This window comes from Algoriphagus lutimaris, assembly GCF_017051705.1.
Taxonomy (GTDB): domain Bacteria; phylum Bacteroidota; class Bacteroidia; order Cytophagales; family Cyclobacteriaceae; genus Algoriphagus; species Algoriphagus lutimaris.
Genome location: NZ_JAFIDJ010000001.1, coordinates 2343384 through 2360012 on the forward strand (window position 1 = coordinate 2343384; position 16629 = coordinate 2360012).

General features: G+C 39.6%; 11 protein-coding genes. 8 read left to right on the plus strand and 3 right to left on the minus strand.

Annotation, left to right across the window (positions count from 1 at the left end; all coding sequences use genetic code 11):
* Positions 1-131: 131 nt before the first annotated feature.
* Entirely contained in the window at positions 132-1943 is a 1812-nt protein-coding gene (locus tag JYB62_RS09620; protein ID WP_205645168.1) for an alkaline phosphatase, read from the minus strand.
* A 164-nt stretch (positions 1944-2107) separates the two neighbouring features.
* On the opposite strand from JYB62_RS09620, the gene JYB62_RS09625 reads away from it, so the two are divergent.
* From JYB62_RS09625 to JYB62_RS09635, 3 genes are all read left to right on the plus strand, one after another.
* A complete protein-coding gene (locus JYB62_RS09625; protein WP_205645169.1) occupies positions 2108-3274 on the plus strand; it encodes a sialidase family protein in 1167 nt (388 codons plus the stop codon).
* A gap of 127 nt (positions 3275-3401) precedes the next feature.
* Positions 3402-5183 carry a BamA/TamA family outer membrane protein gene (locus JYB62_RS09630; RefSeq protein WP_205645170.1) on the plus strand — a complete coding sequence of 594 codons (1782 nt, stop codon included), beginning with the start codon at positions 3402-3404 and terminating at the stop codon, positions 5181-5183.
* Positions 5184-5267: 84 nt separating this feature from the next.
* Positions 5268-5726, plus strand: coding sequence for a hypothetical protein (locus tag JYB62_RS09635; protein WP_205645171.1), 459 nt, complete (start codon positions 5268-5270; stop codon positions 5724-5726).
* Positions 5727-5787: 61 nt separating this feature from the next.
* Here the strand turns inward: JYB62_RS09635 and JYB62_RS09640 are convergent, their stop codons facing one another.
* Positions 5788-8388 carry an alkaline phosphatase D family protein gene (locus JYB62_RS09640; protein WP_205645172.1) on the minus strand — a complete coding sequence of 867 codons (2601 nt, stop codon included), beginning with the start codon at positions 8386-8388 and terminating at the stop codon, positions 5788-5790.
* A 267-nt stretch (positions 8389-8655) separates the two neighbouring features.
* Between JYB62_RS09640 and JYB62_RS09645 the strand changes: the two genes are divergently transcribed.
* The 5 genes from JYB62_RS09645 to JYB62_RS09665 all read left to right on the plus strand — a co-directional run bounded on the left by JYB62_RS09645 (position 8656) and on the right by JYB62_RS09665 (position 14888).
* The gene (locus tag JYB62_RS09645) at positions 8656-10107 is read left to right on the plus strand and encodes a PhoPQ-activated pathogenicity-related family protein (protein ID WP_205645173.1); all 1452 of its coding nucleotides are present in this window, start codon (positions 8656-8658) and stop codon (positions 10105-10107) included.
* A 63-nt stretch (positions 10108-10170) separates the two neighbouring features.
* Complete coding sequence (locus JYB62_RS09650; RefSeq protein ID WP_243431494.1) at positions 10171-11304, plus strand: alpha/beta hydrolase family protein; 1134 nt, start codon at positions 10171-10173, stop codon at positions 11302-11304.
* 89 nt (positions 11305-11393) lie between these two features.
* Entirely contained in the window at positions 11394-12407 is a 1014-nt protein-coding gene (locus tag JYB62_RS09655) for a sialidase family protein (protein WP_205645175.1), read from the plus strand.
* A 21-nt stretch (positions 12408-12428) separates the two neighbouring features.
* Positions 12429-13361, plus strand: coding sequence for a dihydrodipicolinate synthase family protein (locus tag JYB62_RS09660; protein WP_205645176.1), 933 nt, complete (start codon positions 12429-12431; stop codon positions 13359-13361).
* A 27-nt stretch (positions 13362-13388) separates the two neighbouring features.
* The gene (locus JYB62_RS09665) at positions 13389-14888 is read left to right on the plus strand and encodes a sodium:solute symporter (RefSeq protein ID WP_205645177.1); all 1500 of its coding nucleotides are present in this window, start codon (positions 13389-13391) and stop codon (positions 14886-14888) included.
* Positions 14889-14901: 13 nt separating this feature from the next.
* On the opposite strand, the gene JYB62_RS09670 is transcribed toward JYB62_RS09665, so the two are convergent.
* On the minus strand, positions 14902-16485 hold the full coding sequence (locus JYB62_RS09670; RefSeq protein ID WP_205645178.1) for a calcineurin-like phosphoesterase C-terminal domain-containing protein: 1584 nt from the start codon (positions 16483-16485) through the stop codon (positions 14902-14904).
* Between the last annotated feature and the right edge of the window lie 144 nt (positions 16486-16629).

Here is a 16629-nt window from a genome sequence, read left to right on the forward strand (position 1 = left end):
ACCCAATTGTTTGGTTACTCCTATTACCCTTTAGATTACTAGGATTTGCAGTAGACCTTTCGTTTGACCTGGTCAGAAATTTATTTATGCTTCCTTTCAATCTGGTAGGGAGAAGGTAACATTTGTTGCCTCTAATGGTATTTCTTGACTAGATTCATGATTTTCGTAAACACTTCCGTGTTTTCATATACCCCTTGAAAGTCACTGGAATGCGCACCATAAGCAAAAATCGGGACCATGATTCCGGTATGGTCATCGGAATGAAAAGCTAATTCAAGAGTAGCGCTTGAAATATCACCCTGAGGAATGGAAACGCCTCCTGTCTCATGATCAGCGGTAATGATCACCAGCGTACCGGGATGCTCATCCGCAAATTGCAATGCCTTCCCAATCGTTCGATCAAAGTCCAACATTTCAGAGATAATGGTAGAAGTACTATTTGAATGACCTCCCGAATCGATATTCGCTGCTTCAATCATCAAGAAAAATGGCGCTTGTTTTTCCTCAAAAAAATCGAAGGCAAAACCAGCACTCTTTATTAGATAATCGCCCCTTCCTTCTAGCATTTTTGGCAAAGAACCGGTAGCCACAAAATAACCCGCCCTTTCCAAATCTACCGAACTGAAGTCTTCAATGATTGTAAAACCGGCTTGATTTAAATGGTTGATTTGACTTGAAAAAGTTTCTCTTCCACCACCGATAAATAAGTCTAATTTGCTTTTTGCTAGATAGGAGGCGATTTGATCTGAATCATCTCTTTCTGGATGATGCGCATAAAAAGATGCAGGGGTAGCCCCAGTTAATTGATCAGTAGTGATGATTCCACTATTGAAACCATAACCTTCCAATATGTCCGGTAAATTCCCCAATACTTCTCCATCCGGACTTACCCCCAATGCTCTGTTATTGGTTTTTTGACCTGTTGCATAAGCCGTAGCCCCTGCCGCAGAGTCAGTCGTAAAATCATCCGCTGCTTGAGTTTTAACTAATCCGATTTTTTTAAGATTGGTAAGAGTCAACGCATTTCCATTAGCAAATAGGGCAGACGAAATCTGCGCCAAACCATTCCCGTCTCCAATCATTAGAATAATATTTTGAACCGGCGACTCCACTCCATCCAATTCAAATTTTGGAGTGTAAGTTGGTTGAATACTAGGATTCTGATAGACGTAAGAAGTTAAGTTTTTCAAATATTGTTGGGCTTCATAGGGATAATCAGTATTTATAAAATCAACACCCATTTCGTAGAAGGCTTTCCAAGCAGTTTTGGAATCTGGAGTACCCCAAAACCTAACTGGTTTATCGAAAGAATGGACTAAATCAATAAAATTCTGAAGCCCTACTCTTTGACCTTCCACCATCCTACCTTTTCCATTCCAAATGGAAAATTGCCTAAAACTCAAACTCACCATTCCGATTTTGGACCACGGAAGCTCCGGAGTTAATTCTTTGCTTTGGTAATCAAAGAACATCCATTCCGGATAGCTGGTATACTGTTCCACATCAGGTCTATTTCCTGAAATAATCAACTTCAAGCCGTTAGGATTATTGCTACTATAGCTTAGATCCTGATAATCTTGCATGATCTCTTGCAAAACCTCCAAAGTGGGTAGGGCCGCTGTTTTTAGGTCTACCAACAAATGAAAGGTAACTTCGCCTATCACCCCATTTTGAAGTCCTTCTCGGATGGGGTCTAAATACAAGCTCTGAATGGTTTTTGAGGGATGTATGCTCTCTTTTTCATGGGCTGCCATCAGATGACCATCCTGCAAAATCACATCTACTTCAATAGAGGTTGCTCCTGCACCAAAAGCTTCCCAAAAAGGAGCTTTTTGCAAATAATCGTTATGTGAATGGATTCTAAAATCAGGCTCCTGCTGCGCTAAAACCGAAATGGAATAGGCAAAAAACAAAATGGTAAAAATCAATCTGGCTTTATTCATGCTCAAAAATAGTTTTAATTTTTAGTTCAAAAACTTTCGAACCTTTCTTTTCATTGATCAAAACAATCATATAAAACAGTGGTAATCTTATCATAATTTTCAAGATCAACTTACTCTAAGAAAAGAAAATTATATTTTCGTCTAATCTTTTAAGAATAATTCCAATGACTCGATTTATATCCCTTTTCACAGTACTCTTTTTAGCAATTCATTTTCAAGGTCACTCTCAGATAAATAGTATGGTTTTCAAAGGAGGTACCGAAGGCCATAAAATTTATAGAATACCAGCAATCATTTCCTTGCCAAACCAAGAACTTTTAGCTTTTGCAGAAGGAAGGGTTAATGGAAGTGATGATTATGGGGATGTAAATCTGGTTTTGAAGCGAAGCAAAGATTTTGGAAAAACTTGGTCTTCATTAGAGATTTTGGTGGATTATGATTCCTTACAGGCAGGGAATCCTGCACCTGTATTGGATAGATTTGATCCCAATTACCCGGATGGGGTCGTGTATTTGTTTTATAATACCGGAAATAACCATGAATATGATATTCGGATGGGCCGAGGCGTAAGAGAAGTTTGGATGATGAAATCCTATGATCTTGGAAAAACCTGGGAAGAGCCCCAAAATATCACTCTTCAAACGCATAAACCGAATATTCCTTCTTTCAATCCTGATTACAACTTTCCAGAAGACTGGAGGCATTATGCGAATACTCCAGGACATGCTTTTCAATTTCAGGAAGGCAAATACAAAGGAAGGATTTTTGTGAGTGCCAATCATTCCAAAGGTGATCCCCAAGAGGGCTTTACTGAATATCAAGCCCATGGTTTTTTTACAGATGACCACGGCAAAACATTTAAAATTTCTGAATCAGTAGAAATCCCCGGATCCAATGAATCCATCGCCGCAGAACTTCCCAATGATCGAATGATCATGAGTGTAAGAAATCAAAAAGGAGATATCCGTCAGCGAATTCTTGCTTATTCATCGGATGGCGGAAAAACCTGGGATGAGGCATATTTTGAGGAACAATTACCAGATCCTGTTTGCCAAGGTTCAATTATTTCCATAACGGATTCCAAAGGAATCTTTACTTTAATTCATTCCAATAATTCTGATCCGGTGCATCGAAATAATCTGAGCCTAAAATTCAGTGATGACCTAGGTAAAACCTGGTCTAAGCCACACTTAATTGATGGAGTAGCAGATCCCGGAAATTCTTCTTACACTGGATATAGCGATTTGGTAGAAATCAGTAATAATACGGTGGGCATTATATATGAAAAAAATGACTATACTGAAATAGTCTTTAAAACTATTTCTTGGTAATGGTAATCCTGTGAGCCTTTCTTAACTTATTTTATATTCCACTCTTCCAATTGGCTAAAAATAGAAAGGTATAATCTCCTAGTATTTTTGTAAATTATCCAATACATACCAATCCGTAATTGAAATCTTGAGGGCTTTCATCATACTAGTTTTTTCATTCCTTATTTGCGCTCAAGTTAAAGCACAAGACAAAAAGGATAGTACGAAGACCTCTGTTTCAAAAAAAGCCCTGGAGGAAGGGATAAAACTGATTTCCAGGACTGGAAGTGATAGTGTCTTGCTCGAAGAAAGTGATGAACGATTTCTACCCTATTCGGAAAAGATTATCCGAAATATCTATGTTCAAAGTATTGGCTTTGAAAAATCAATTTATGGAAATGAAAAGCCGATCGTGCAAAAAATAGGAAGAACTGCCAATAAACTTCATACAAACACCCGAGAGAAAACCATCCGGCAAAATTTATTTATCCGCCCCAATGAAAAAATAAATCCCTACAAACTCGGAGACAATGAACGGCATTTACGAAATCAGGAATTCATTTTGGAATCAAGATTTGTCATTACTCCTGTCGAAGAAACTGATTCGGTCGATATCACAGTAGTCACCAGAGATGTTTTTAGTATAGGGATGAACATAGGGGGGACCATCCCAACCTCGCCTAAATTCACGGTATTTGACGCTAATCTAGATGGTCGTGGCCAAAGACTGGAAGTCACTATGCTTTTTGATCCAGACAGAAAACCTAGAACAGGGTTTAGTACCACTTTTGAAAAAACTAGCTTCCTAGGAAGTTTTGCGGATTTGGAAATCTTCTACACACAGCTGAACACTGGTTTTTCATATGGGGATGAAAAGGAATTCGCTACTGGGGTTAAAATAGACCGTAAACTGGTATCTCCTTATTCCAGACTGGCCGGAGGAGGTCAATGGAGTAAAAACTGGTCTAGAAATGTCTATTCAAGACCTGATTCAGTATTTCTGGACTATCATTACAACTTAGCTGATTTTTGGATAGGCTATAACTTTGGCATCCATAAACCAATAGAAAAAAGAAGCCGTACTTTCTTAGCTGTCAGAGCTTTTGACGGATACTTTATTAATAAGCCAGATCAAGAGGAATTCTACCAAGAAAACAACTACAATAACCTTAATGGAGTCTTGGCTGCCTTGACATTTTACAAGCGGGACTTCTATAAGACACAATATATCTTTGGATTTGGAAGAACTGAGGATGTTCCCTATGGGTATACTATCACTCCCTCTATCGGATGGGTTAGAAGGCTGGGAGCGAAAAAACCTTATGCAGCATTAGAGCTGAATTATAAAGGAGTTTTTGAATCTGGAAGTTTTTATGAAATAGGCATCAACACAGGCACGTTCGTAAAAAATTCCAGTCTTGAAGACGGGGTAATTTATTCCACCATTTCTTACTTTACCAGAATTTTTTCATTGGGAAATTATAAGCTTAGAAATGCTGCTAGCTTCACTTACACGAAACTATTTAACACGTATGCTAATAATTGGCTTGAGATTTATTCTGCATTAGTACCAGGGCTCAGAGTGAGAGAAATTGAGGCTGACGAAAGATATTCTGTAAGAATTGAGTCAGCACTTTATACTCCTTGGTCCTTAATTGGTTTCCGAATAGCTCCTTTCATTTCCCTAAATTCCGCTACCCTAAATTGTCAAGCATGTATTCAAACTTCCCATCAATTTTATGGGTTCAGTACTGGACTAAGAATTAGAAATGAAAACCTAATTTTTGGCACCATCGAATTAAGAGGCACCTATATTCCCGAGGATGAATATGGAAGCTCTAAGTTTTCATTCAAAATACGCCAAAATCTCCGATTAAGGAAAACAGACAATTTTGTAAAAGCCCCTTCCTTCATCAATTATAATTATTAAGCCAAAAAAAATCTAAAAACTGATTTTTGTCATTGGATGCCTCATCGGGAAAGTTTAGGTTTCAACATTCTAAACAATATACCCATGAAAATCACATCCCAATTTGGTCGCTTCTCCCTATTTATCATTTATTTCTGGTTCGGAATTCTAAAGGTTTTTGGACTATCTCCCGCAGAGGCATTAGTCGAAAACCTCTTTCATGAAACGCTAGGAACCTGGTTTGACTTCTCCCTTTTTTGCATGGGTTTTGGGCTGTTTGAATGCATCTTAGGCATACTTTGGCTTTTCCCAAGACTCAGTAAAATATCTTTATACCTCCTGTTTTTCCATATGGCTACTACTTTTCTTCCGGTTTTGGTATTGACGGAGGAAATCTGGCAGACCTGGTTTACCCCCACCCTGGTTGGCCAATACATCATCAAAAATCTCGCCTTGATCTCATTAGGTCTATTTATAACCAAATCTTATGATCAGGAACAAAGCGACGAGATGAAAAAGCCAATTTTGAAAATTTTAAGAAATCAAAAAGAACTAGCCTCCTAAAGGATAAAAAAAACAGCCCCCAATAAAACAGTTCATTGGGCACCAAGTCTTTCACCTTGAGTTAAGAAAAATCAAACAATAGAGGTGGTTCATCTCCTTTGGAAATCTTTAATTGTCCCATTGAGATTTTCTTTCCCGAATCAGTATCCAGAAGATTGACCATAAAAGAATCTTCCGAAAATACTTTTGGCCTCAAACTAGCTGAATTTAACCGAATCGCATATTCGAGTTCTCCGGTGCTTTCATTCACCACTTGAAGTAGTGGACTAACAACCCCTTTCACTTGAACTTCCGGCAAATACCCTAATGCTTTTCTTGCATAATTATCTTCCTGACTAATCTCTATTGGCCAGCCTTCGTATTGACCCGATGGATTTGCTATCGGATCTACATTTCGAGGCCAACACTCAATCTTAATTTTTCGGTCAACCTTATTGAATGTAATCATGCCATACCCTGTTCCCCGGTCATAGATCCTTGAAGGTTCAAAGCCGGTATTATAGGGATTCGCTACTGCGTGAATGGTCATTTTATTTCCAAAACCATCTATAAAATCTCCAGTATTCTTACTTTTCCCCGGAATAGGTTGATGGTCAGCGGGCACTTGCGGCCACCATCTTCTTGGCCATAAATTATTAAGGGCAGGACCAGCAAAAGCATATCCTGAATCCCTAAATTCATCTACCCCATAATGAACAGTACTTGCCAAATGCTGATCCCCTGCGATGTGTAACGCAAAGGCCTTACGAATCGTCCTCAACGCCTCATCTCTACCTTTTTGTGGCCAGCCATTGGAGTCCATATCAGAAGTCGGGGCATCTCCGTCCACATACTCTCCTTTTTCGGGAATAGGCAATCTCGGCACAATTTCGTCAATAATGCTTCCTTCAGGAAGGGTCGCTACCGTACAAAAATTGGTCTGTGAACAAACCGCTTTCATTTGGATACCTGCTCCCCAATCTTCTGCCCATTTTTCAAGAAAATCCATTTGCCTATTGCCTAACAGTTCAGCATCGATATCGTAATATTCCTTAATATCAAATTCTGTATTTTGGATGAATCCATTTTGTACTTTCGCCTCAGGTGGAAGGACATTTTTAGGCGCAGACTTGAATTTTCGGTCCTCTAAAATCGCAAAACTTACTCCTCCATAGCTCCATTCAGTATAATAAACATTGATTCCTTGTTTGACAGGCCTTGGATCAAATGGATCTGGCAAATGGCTGGTTTGTGTCGCTTGGACCATATTGACCCACTGAGGTAACATTTTATACCCTCCCTGGTCTTGGGCTACATAACCCCATCCTTGGTCTGTAGGCGCATGCTCTCCTCCTTCTCCCCAGACATTTCCATGATACACATCATGATCATCTGGGATAAATGCTGTAGGAATTCTTCTGAAAATATCCCGGTAAGACCAACCAAACATGTACCATTTTCGAAGGTAATCTAAGCTTGATTTTTCAATTCGGTCTGTTTGAATTCCGAAACCTCCAGTCCCCTCGTAAAACTGATCTCCAAGAAACAAAGCCATGTTGGGTTGATGCTTGTTGACATGATAAGAAACTTCCTGATCTGGAAATCCATGATCTGCATTACAGCTAAACACTGCTACCTTCAACTCTTCTTTTGATTCAGGTTCTTTGGCGATTTCACCGTAGTAATCAAAATCCTGGATTTTGTTTTTAAGAGGAATTTTCAGATGAATTCTATAAGGAACCGTTTCACGTCGTGTCCATTCAGGAATCCTGAATTGGGCTATTCTCCCCAATGGATCCAAGTCTGCTTCTTGGAGCGTCTCCCATAGCATCCCATTTTTAATCTGCAAGGAGATGTTGATCCCTTTAATCTCCTCCACCGGGGATAACTGGGCCGTCATTTTCAATAAGCCTTCATGCAAAGTATACTGTGCAAAACAAATAGGCCCAAAAAGCTGCTCAGCATGCTCTACTATTTTATCTCCACTAAACACCCAATCCTCGAATGAAACCAAGGGTTTTTCGCCTCCTAAATCTGAGGGACAATGAGCTACCAAAGCGATATTCCCTACTAAACTTGCTGATTCCAATTCAGAATCAACGACTTTTACTTCCTGCTCATTTTGTTTAGCATGCAGTGTCAGGGTATACTTACTCCCTTGATATTCTGCTTTTAAGCTAAGCGAAATAGGTTGATTCAAATCTAATTTCTCATTGGAACTTTGCTCCCCTAAAAATACTTTTCCTTCTCCATTCACTCCTATGTCAAGCCCTTCCCCAAAAACAGCTGCTGATCGATAGTCCGGGAACCTCCCTTTTGCTCCTAATCGGAAACCTACATACGCTTCAGAATGATTTATTAATTCAGAGTTCTCCCAATTGAGGGTAACCTCCTGATTAAAATCCGTAAGGTCTTCTCCTAATTGATGGGTTAAAATATGTAAGGCTCGATTTGGAGCAGAAATAACTGCACAGGCTTTTCCATCCACTAATTCCCAGTCTTGTAGCCTGTTTCCCCAAAATTCAGGGCCAATCCATTTCATAGTTGGCCAATTTTCCCAATTGCTTTTAAAAGCAGTTTTCGTAGGACCTAACAGCTTGGTTAAACCTGTAAATCCTTGTGGAAAAAATAAAGGTGTAATGGAGCTGAAAGCCATTGCCTTTACAGCAGATCTTCTTTTCATGGTTTATTGTTTTTCCCATGCATCCAATTCTCTACTGGATATACGGAAGGTTTTAGTTCACTTTAAAGACTACCCATTTCGGAAATTAGGCCAGAAAATCAGTAGGCTATATCTTCAAAAAGGAGGTAAAAATTAGACGAATATTTCCAATCAACCCAATAATTGGAAGTGAGAATTGCTAACTACTTTCAAGTTTTGGATAATCTAGATTGTTCATCCCCGCATAAATCATTAGATTTTAGAACAATAACACTAATCCCAGCCTAAATGAAATTCTATTTTTCCAAGACCTTTCGATTTCTTGCAATTTCTGCCTTCCTATTTACCTTTTTTACTGCTTGCGAAGATCCAAAAGAGCAAATAACTGCTCCACCGGTAAAATCAGAGGGTATTTTAAAAGAATATGTGATGGCACCTGACACTGCTTTTAGCTTTGAAGTAGTACATACTGTTACGGGTAACGATTATGATTACCATGTTTTGAAAATGATCTCACAACATTGGTTGACGCCGGACCTAGTGGATAAAACTGAATGGTGGCATTGGATTTCAGTGGTGGTCCCAAGAGATACACCCTATGAAACTGGGATGATGTGGGTAGGCGGTGGAAGTACCAACACCAAAATGCCTCTAGAGCCAGATGAACTTATTCTTGCCGCAGCTACTCAAACCAATTCAATCGTAGCACAAGTCCATAACATCCCTTTTCAGCCATTGACTTTTACTAATGACACTTTTGGAGAGCGGTATGAGGACGAGATTATTTCCTACGGCTGGAGAAAGTTTCTGGAAGGGGGGGCAAAAGATGAAGACGCAATTTGGCTTGCTAGACTGCCCATGACCAAAGCCGTTAAACTGGCTATGGATGCAACCTCAGAACTTGTAAAAACCTATTATGACAAGAACCTCAGTAAGTTTGTAGTAGCAGGAGCTTCCAAAAGAGGATGGACTACCTGGACTACTGGAGCTGTTGATGACCGGGTAGTAGCAATTATCCCTATCGTAATAGATATGCTAAATCTTGAGCCCTCGTTTAACCATCATTGGAAAAATTACGGTTTTTGGGCACCAGCAGTAAATGATTATGTCAGAGAAGGAGTCATGGAATGGATGGGAACTCCAGAGTTTGACCGATTATTGGAGATCACAGAACCTTATTCCTTTTTATCTGATTTGGATATGCCGAAGCTTCTAATCAATGCAGCGGGAGATCAGTTTTTCCAACCGGATAGTTGGGAATTTTATTGGAACGATTTAAAAGGGGAAAAACACCTACAATACGTTCCCAATTTTGGTCATGATTTAAGTCAATCGGATGCATTGCCTAATATGATCTCTTTTTATTCTTCTGTTTTAAATCAAAACACAAGACCAAGCTATGAATGGGCAATTGAAGATGAGCTAATTAGCTTTCAGGCAGACCCCAAAAACCAACCTATTTCGGTAAAAGTGTGGACTGCTTTCAATGAAGAAACCAGAGATTTTAGAGTGGATGTTTTTGGTCCAAATTGGACCTCTGTCAATCTGGAATCCAAAGAAGGGGGGCTTTATCAATATCAAATGAAACAGCCAGAAAATGGCTATCAAGCATATTTCCTGGAGGTCACTTTTGCAGGAGAAGCTCCCATGAAGGTAACCAGTGGAGTTGAAGTTTTGCCAAGGACTTATCCTTTCGAAGACTTCGTTCCCGACCATATGACAAGTGCTAATTCAAAATAAAAAAAGATGCTCAAATCAATATTAATTGTCTGCCTCCTATTCCTTGTACTTAACCCAATTCTCATGGCACAGCAAAAAGTTAATGAAGATGAAAGTAAGGTTCCTCCATTAAGTTTACCGGATCCTTTTGTCAGCGAACATGGAAAACTAATCAAAAGCGTCTCAGATTGGGAAGGTATTAGAAGGCCGGAACTTTTGAAAGCCTTTACGAATGAAGTGTATGGTGGTATCCCGACTGATTTCGATTCAATTTCCTACGAGGAGGTTTCTGAGAACCCCAATCCTTTCCCAGAAACAACCCTTTTTAAAGAACTAGATATTAGCGTAACTCGAAATGGGAAAGCACATACCATGCGTCTCAATGTATTTTTGCCTAAATCCACTAATACACCTGCTCCTGTTATACTTTTAATCAATCATAGAGCAAAATATAAGGATGGAAGAATCGCAGAAGATGGATATTGGCCGGTAGAAGAATTGGTAAGCAGAGGATTTGCCACTGCATCTTTTCATGGGGAAACCGTAGCACCAGATGATGCGAACAAGTTCACGCAAGGCATCCTCTCTACACTTTATCCTGAAGAACTTGAAAATCCTGCTGGAATGCGAACATTTGGCGCTTGGGGTTGGGCTGCTATGAGAGCCATGGACTATTTTATGCAAGAACCTTTGATAGACTCCAAAAAGGCTACCATTGTGGGTCATTCTCGATCAGGCAAAACCGCATTATGGGCTGGCGCCAATGATTCTAGGTGGGCAGTGGTAATATCTAATGAATCCGGATGTGGGGGAGCTGCTCTTTCCCGTCGGAAATTTGGCGAAACAGTCAATATCATCAATCACTCATTTCCTCATTGGTTTAATGACAACTTCAAAAAGTATAATAACCATGAAGAATTACTTCCTATAGATCAACACATGCTTGCCATGCTGATCGCACCTAGAGCAATCTATATTTCCAGTGCCAAAGGGGATCTTTGGGCCGATCCTAAAGGGGAATATCTTACTATGCAAATTGGAAGTAGGATATATACGGATATTTACAAACAGTTTGTATCATTTCCAGAAGATTTTGAAGATGTACAAACCCCAATACACCAAGCTCTTGCGGGCTATCATATTAGAGAAGGGGAACATGGATTAACCTTGGAAGACTGGCTGCATTTCATGGATTTCATCGATTTGAATACCAAGTAAATTCAGGTGAGCACAAGATAGTTCTTTTAACTTTTTATTGCTTTTTGTTAGCTTAAACTCCAAAACAACCTCATTTAAATCATTCAATCATGCCCTACCTATTGAGTCTCTTTTTATTCGCGACTTTTAGCTCCGTACTTTTTCCGAAGGAACGCGTCGAGGTCAAAATTTTAAAGTCCGAATTCATTTATGAAACAGCTCCTTTTCCTTCTTGTCATGCCTCCACTTTGGTAGAAACACCTGAGGGAATTCTAGCATCTTGGTTTGGCGGACAATACGAGAGGCACCCTGATGTAAGTATTTATACTTCCATGCTCAAAGACGATACATGGAGTACCCCTGTACTAGTTGCAGACGGGATTGAAAATAAAGACTTTAGAAACCCAACTTGGAACCCTGTATTATATAGAAATCCAGACAGCGGACAAATTGTGCTTTTCTATAAAGAGGGACCCAATCCAAGAGAATGGTGGGGGTTGTATAAAACCTCAGATGATGGCGGAAAAAACTGGTCAAAAGCCATTCAAATTCCTCCAGGCATGCTTGGACCTGTCAAAAACAAACCTGTTGCACTTCCTAATGGGACAATCCTTTATGGAAGTAGCTTTGAAACCAATGGGATATGGAGTATGCATGTGGAAACAACGAACCAGAACATTGAAAATTGGAAAAAAATAGAAATCGACAATGGTTCTTTTCATGCCATTCAGCCAACTATTTTAAGTTATCCAAATGGGAAGCTCCAACTACTTGCCCGAACTCAAGAAGATGTAATTGGATCCACTTGGTCAATAGATGGAGGAAAAACCTGGTCAACTGTGGAATCCACAGGGTTAATTCATAATAATTCCGGAATCGATGCTGTAACTTTAAAGAGCGGGATCCAATTGCTTCTCTGCAACCCGATTAAAGATGGAAGAAATAAGCTTTCACTCTTGATGTCAATGGATGGAATAAATTGGGAAGAAATCCATGTTTTGGAGGATCAACCAAAAGGTGAGTTTAGCTATCCTGCCATCATTCAAGCAAAAGATGGTACCGTTCATTTGACTTATACCTATAATCGAGAGAAAGTTAAGTACGTCGCCCTCACCCTTGAATAATCAACTCAAGAACCTAATTTCATGTCTATTCCGAAGCCATTTCGAGGGATTATCCCTCCTATGATTACTCCTCTCCTTCCGGATTTTTCGCTGGATGAGAAGAGTCTATCTGTTTTAATCGAACACATAATCTCTGGTGGAGTTCATGGTATTTTTATTTTGGGAACCACAGGTGAATTCCCAAGTATCAGTTCCAAAGTAAAGAAAAAGCTCATCGAGCAGAGTTGTCAACTGGTGAATCATAGAGTTCCTGTTTTAGTGGGGATTTCTGACTGCTCTTTTGAGGAAAGTTTGGGTTTAGCTGAAGTTGCAAAAAATACTGGGGCTGATATTCTAGTTGCCACGAATCCCTATTATATGAATGTAGGACAAGATGAGTTGGTCTATTATTTCTCAAAACTTGCAGACGATGTGGAATTACCCTTGTACTTATACAATATACCTTCCCATACCGGAACTAAACTGGAATTAGAAACTGTAATGAGCCTTTCAAAGCACCCGAATATTATAGGTATTAAAGACAGTTCAGGCGATCAAAAATACTTCGAAAGTCTTTGCGATACTTTCAGAGAGTATCCTGAGTTTACAGTCTTGGTAGGTCCTGAAGAAATTTTGGTTGAAACCATGAATATGGGAGGACATGGAGGCGTTACCGGTGGAGCAAATTTGTTCCCTCAACTCTATGTAAAACTCTTTGAGGCAATAGAATATCAGGATAAAAAAAGAATGAAAGCCCTAAATGATACCGTTCAATTCCTGAGTGAAAATTTATACACCCACGGAACTTATCAATCTAATTACCTCAAAGGATTGAAAGCAAGTATGTCCTTTGAAGGTTTATGCCAAGGGATTTTGGCCTTACCACTTGTAGCTTTTAACGAAACTGAAAAAGAAGCACTGAAAGAAAAATACAAAGCAGTAAAAGAGGCTGTTACCAAAGTCCTAGCCACCTGAACTTAAAACGAATGTTTTCCAAAACTTATGAATCTACCTATTCTTGATTTAGCGATTTTTTTGATTTATATGGTGGCGATTGTGGGTTTTGGAATTTCTTTTTCCTTTCGAAAAAGAACAGCAAATGATTTCACCACGGGAGGCGGAAGACTCCCTTCCTGGGCCATTGGAATGTCAATTTTCGCGACTTTCGTCAGTAGTATCAGTTTTCTGGCCTTACCGGGAAATGCCTATCTATCCAACTGGAACGGCTTTGTTTTCAGCCTTTCTATTCCTTTAGCAGCGCTCATTGCCGTCAAGAACTTTGTTCCACTTTACCGAAAACTCAATAGTGAATCGGCCTATTTCTACCTAGAACAACGATTTGGACTTTGGGCAAGAGTGTATGCTTCCATCTGTTATTTGTTGACCCAATTGGCGAGAATGGGAACGATTCTGTATTTACTGGCCTTGCCCATGAATGCGCTATTTGGCTGGAGCATTCCAATGATCATTATTGTCACGGGAATTTCCGTAATCATCTATTCCATGATGGGGGGAATTGAAGCAGTCATTTGGACAGACGCCATTCAGGGAATCGTTTTAATTGCCGGAGCAATAGCCTGTTTACTTGTGATTTTTACAGAGATTCCAGGCGGTCCAAATGAAGTTTTCAGAATTGCAGCCACAAATGATAAATTCAGTCTGGGAAGCTTTAACTTAGACTTTACCACCTCCACATTCTGGATGATATTGGTCTATGGATTGTTTATCAATCTTCAGAATTTTGGGATTGATCAAAACTACGTTCAGCGATATGTCAGTGCTAAAACTGAAAAAGAAGCAATCAAATCCACCTGGTTGGGCAGCTTGCTTTATGTTCCAGTCTCTGCCATCTTCTTTTTTATTGGTACGGCTTTATTTGCTTATTATCAGGCCCAACCGGATTTACTTCCGTCAGACATTTCAGGGGTAGAAAATGCAGATAAAGTTTTCCCTTATTTCATTGTTTCCCAACTTCCAACAGGAATCACAGGCCTTTTGATTGCCTCCATTTTTGCAGCTGGCATGAGTTCAGTTTCAACCAGTGTCAACAGTTCTGCCACAGTGATTCTTTCTGATCACTTTAAGAAATATATCCACCCCAACCCATCAGAAAAAACATCGATGCGGGTTTTATGGGGAGCCTCATTGGCAATGGGGATCTTCAGCATTTTAGTAGGACTTGCATTCAATGGAGTCACCAGTGCTTTGGATGCCTGGTGGGCCTTGGCTTCTATTTTTAGCGGAGGAATTCTCGGTTTATTCCTTCTTGGTTTTATTGTGAAAAAATGCAATAGCAGAAATGCTTCTATTGCTGTTTCAGTGGGAGTGTTAGTAATCATCTGGATGAGTTTATCTTCCTATATATTATTAGGAGACCTTGCTCCATTTCAAAACCCTTTACATAGCAACATGACGATAGTCGTGGGAACGCTTACCATTTTTATCCTGGGTTTCATACTAGGTAGTAAAAAAGGCCAGAGCACGATTGATCCAGCATTTTAAACTAATAAGGGACTTATTTTTCTAAGACAGTAATTTTCTGTATCCCAACATGAACTTGTCCAAAGCGGTCAGTCGCCTGGACTTTTACAGTATGTTCACCTGCTTCCAATCCATTTGGAATATTAATTCTCCATAAATGCTTACTCTGAGCAGGGTTGGATGGCCTTTTTCCATCCAAGAGGCTTTCTGTTGTGTCCCACTGATACAGGTCGATTAAATAGGAAGGATCGTAATCTTCTACCCAGACCATCGGTCTCATTTCTCCTCCGTCAATTCCTATTAATACCTCATCTCCTTTTGATCCCATAAAGAAATTGACAAAAATTCCAGCAGTAGTCCGCTTTCCTTTCTCCAGTACTTTGGGGGCAAAAACTTCCATTTGATAGGCATTGGACTTTCCAGCTACTTGATAATTCACCTTGTATTGATTTCCTGTGAAATGAATAAATGCATAACCCTTGGGAGTTCCATCACGCATGGTCGAGACTGGAATCCCTTCTTCATTTAATACTCCTTTATACCAATCACCTGAAGTAGTACCCACATTGTAATGATGGTGCGGAGTGTCTTGCTTCCAGCCCTCTACTTTGGTGAAGTAATCCTGTCTCTGAAGATGTGTGTGCGCTGACAAGGAAAGGGTATATGGGAAGTCTTCCAGCATATCGAAAATCGCTTGTCTATCTTGGTCTCTAAAAGAATCTCCTTGTTCAAAGAAGGGAATATGCATAGACATCACTATCAAATGGTCTTTAGGAACAAATTTCAAATCATTTCTTAAAAACTCTAACTGGTCAGCCCTCAATCCACCCCAATAACTTTGACCGTCCCTAGGATCTGGCCAAAGGATATCATCAATCACAATGAAGTGCACTTTGCCTACATTAAAAGCATAGGTACTCGGCCCAAAATTCGCTTCAAAAGTTTCATCTGAGAGTTCGTCCGATTCTACATCATAGTTTTCATCATGGTTTCCCATGACATTGTACCAAGGAACTCCCACCCTGGAAACCGCTTTTGAATAAGGGGTAAAAAGAGTCAAATCATCCCCTACTAAATCTCCCAAGGAAAGTCCGAATACCACATCCTCTATACCTGCCACTTCACTGACAATCCCTCGGTCAAAATAATCCACCTCTTCTAAGGTATAAGGTTGTGGATCTCCAAAGATCAATGCCGTAAACTCTTCTTTTTCCTCTGTTTTGGTCAAAGCAAAATTGATTTCTTTGGGAAGATCTCCCGTGGGATCCGACCCGGGATATTTCAACTCTGGAGAACCAGTGGGTTTATGGATGTAAAAATATTGGGGCCTATTCAAGGAATCCAAGGGAACATTATACCCAGGAGGCTTTATAACAAATAGAAGCTGTCCATCTTCTATAGAAATTTCATAATATCCTTTTTCGTCTGTTTGCACCACATCCCTCCCATTGGATATACTTACCCCAGCTAATCCTTCTTCCCGCCTTTGCTTCTTACTGTTCCCATTTTCATCATTGAAAACATAGCCTTTTGCCAATTCTTGTGAGAAGGAATAGATACTCGACAGCATTAGAGCTGTTACAAATCCCAGTTTTAAAGTAAATGTCACTTTTCGCATTTTTCTATCAGTTATTTTAACACCTCTTTGAAGTAAACTTGATTAGAAATCAGGTAGACCCGATTGATAAAACCCTAGATAACAAAAACTTATTACTCCACTATCCTGATTGATTAAGCAAAAATCAAAATCATTCTATTACAG

What these genes read in the sequence shown, in the direction of transcription:
- JYB62_RS09620 (WP_205645168.1), bottom strand. Translation starts at nt 1,943, where the DNA reads ATGAATAAAGCCAGATTGATTTTTACCATTTTGTTTTTTGCCTATTCC.
- JYB62_RS09625 (WP_205645169.1), top strand. Translation starts at nt 2,108, where the DNA reads ATGACTCGATTTATATCCCTTTTCACAGTACTCTTTTTAGCAATTCAT.
- JYB62_RS09635 (WP_205645171.1), top strand. Translation starts at nt 5,268, where the DNA reads ATGAAAATCACATCCCAATTTGGTCGCTTCTCCCTATTTATCATTTAT.
- JYB62_RS09640 (WP_205645172.1), bottom strand. Translation starts at nt 8,388, where the DNA reads ATGAAAAGAAGATCTGCTGTAAAGGCAATGGCTTTCAGCTCCATTACA.
- JYB62_RS09645 (WP_205645173.1), top strand. Translation starts at nt 8,656, where the DNA reads ATGAAATTCTATTTTTCCAAGACCTTTCGATTTCTTGCAATTTCTGCC.
- JYB62_RS09650 (WP_243431494.1), top strand. Translation starts at nt 10,171, where the DNA reads ATGGCACAGCAAAAAGTTAATGAAGATGAAAGTAAGGTTCCTCCATTA.
- JYB62_RS09655 (WP_205645175.1), top strand. Translation starts at nt 11,394, where the DNA reads ATGCCCTACCTATTGAGTCTCTTTTTATTCGCGACTTTTAGCTCCGTA.
- JYB62_RS09660 (WP_205645176.1), top strand. Translation starts at nt 12,429, where the DNA reads ATGTCTATTCCGAAGCCATTTCGAGGGATTATCCCTCCTATGATTACT.
- JYB62_RS09665 (WP_205645177.1), top strand. Translation starts at nt 13,389, where the DNA reads ATGAATCTACCTATTCTTGATTTAGCGATTTTTTTGATTTATATGGTG.
- JYB62_RS09670 (WP_205645178.1), bottom strand. Translation starts at nt 16,485, where the DNA reads ATGCGAAAAGTGACATTTACTTTAAAACTGGGATTTGTAACAGCTCTA.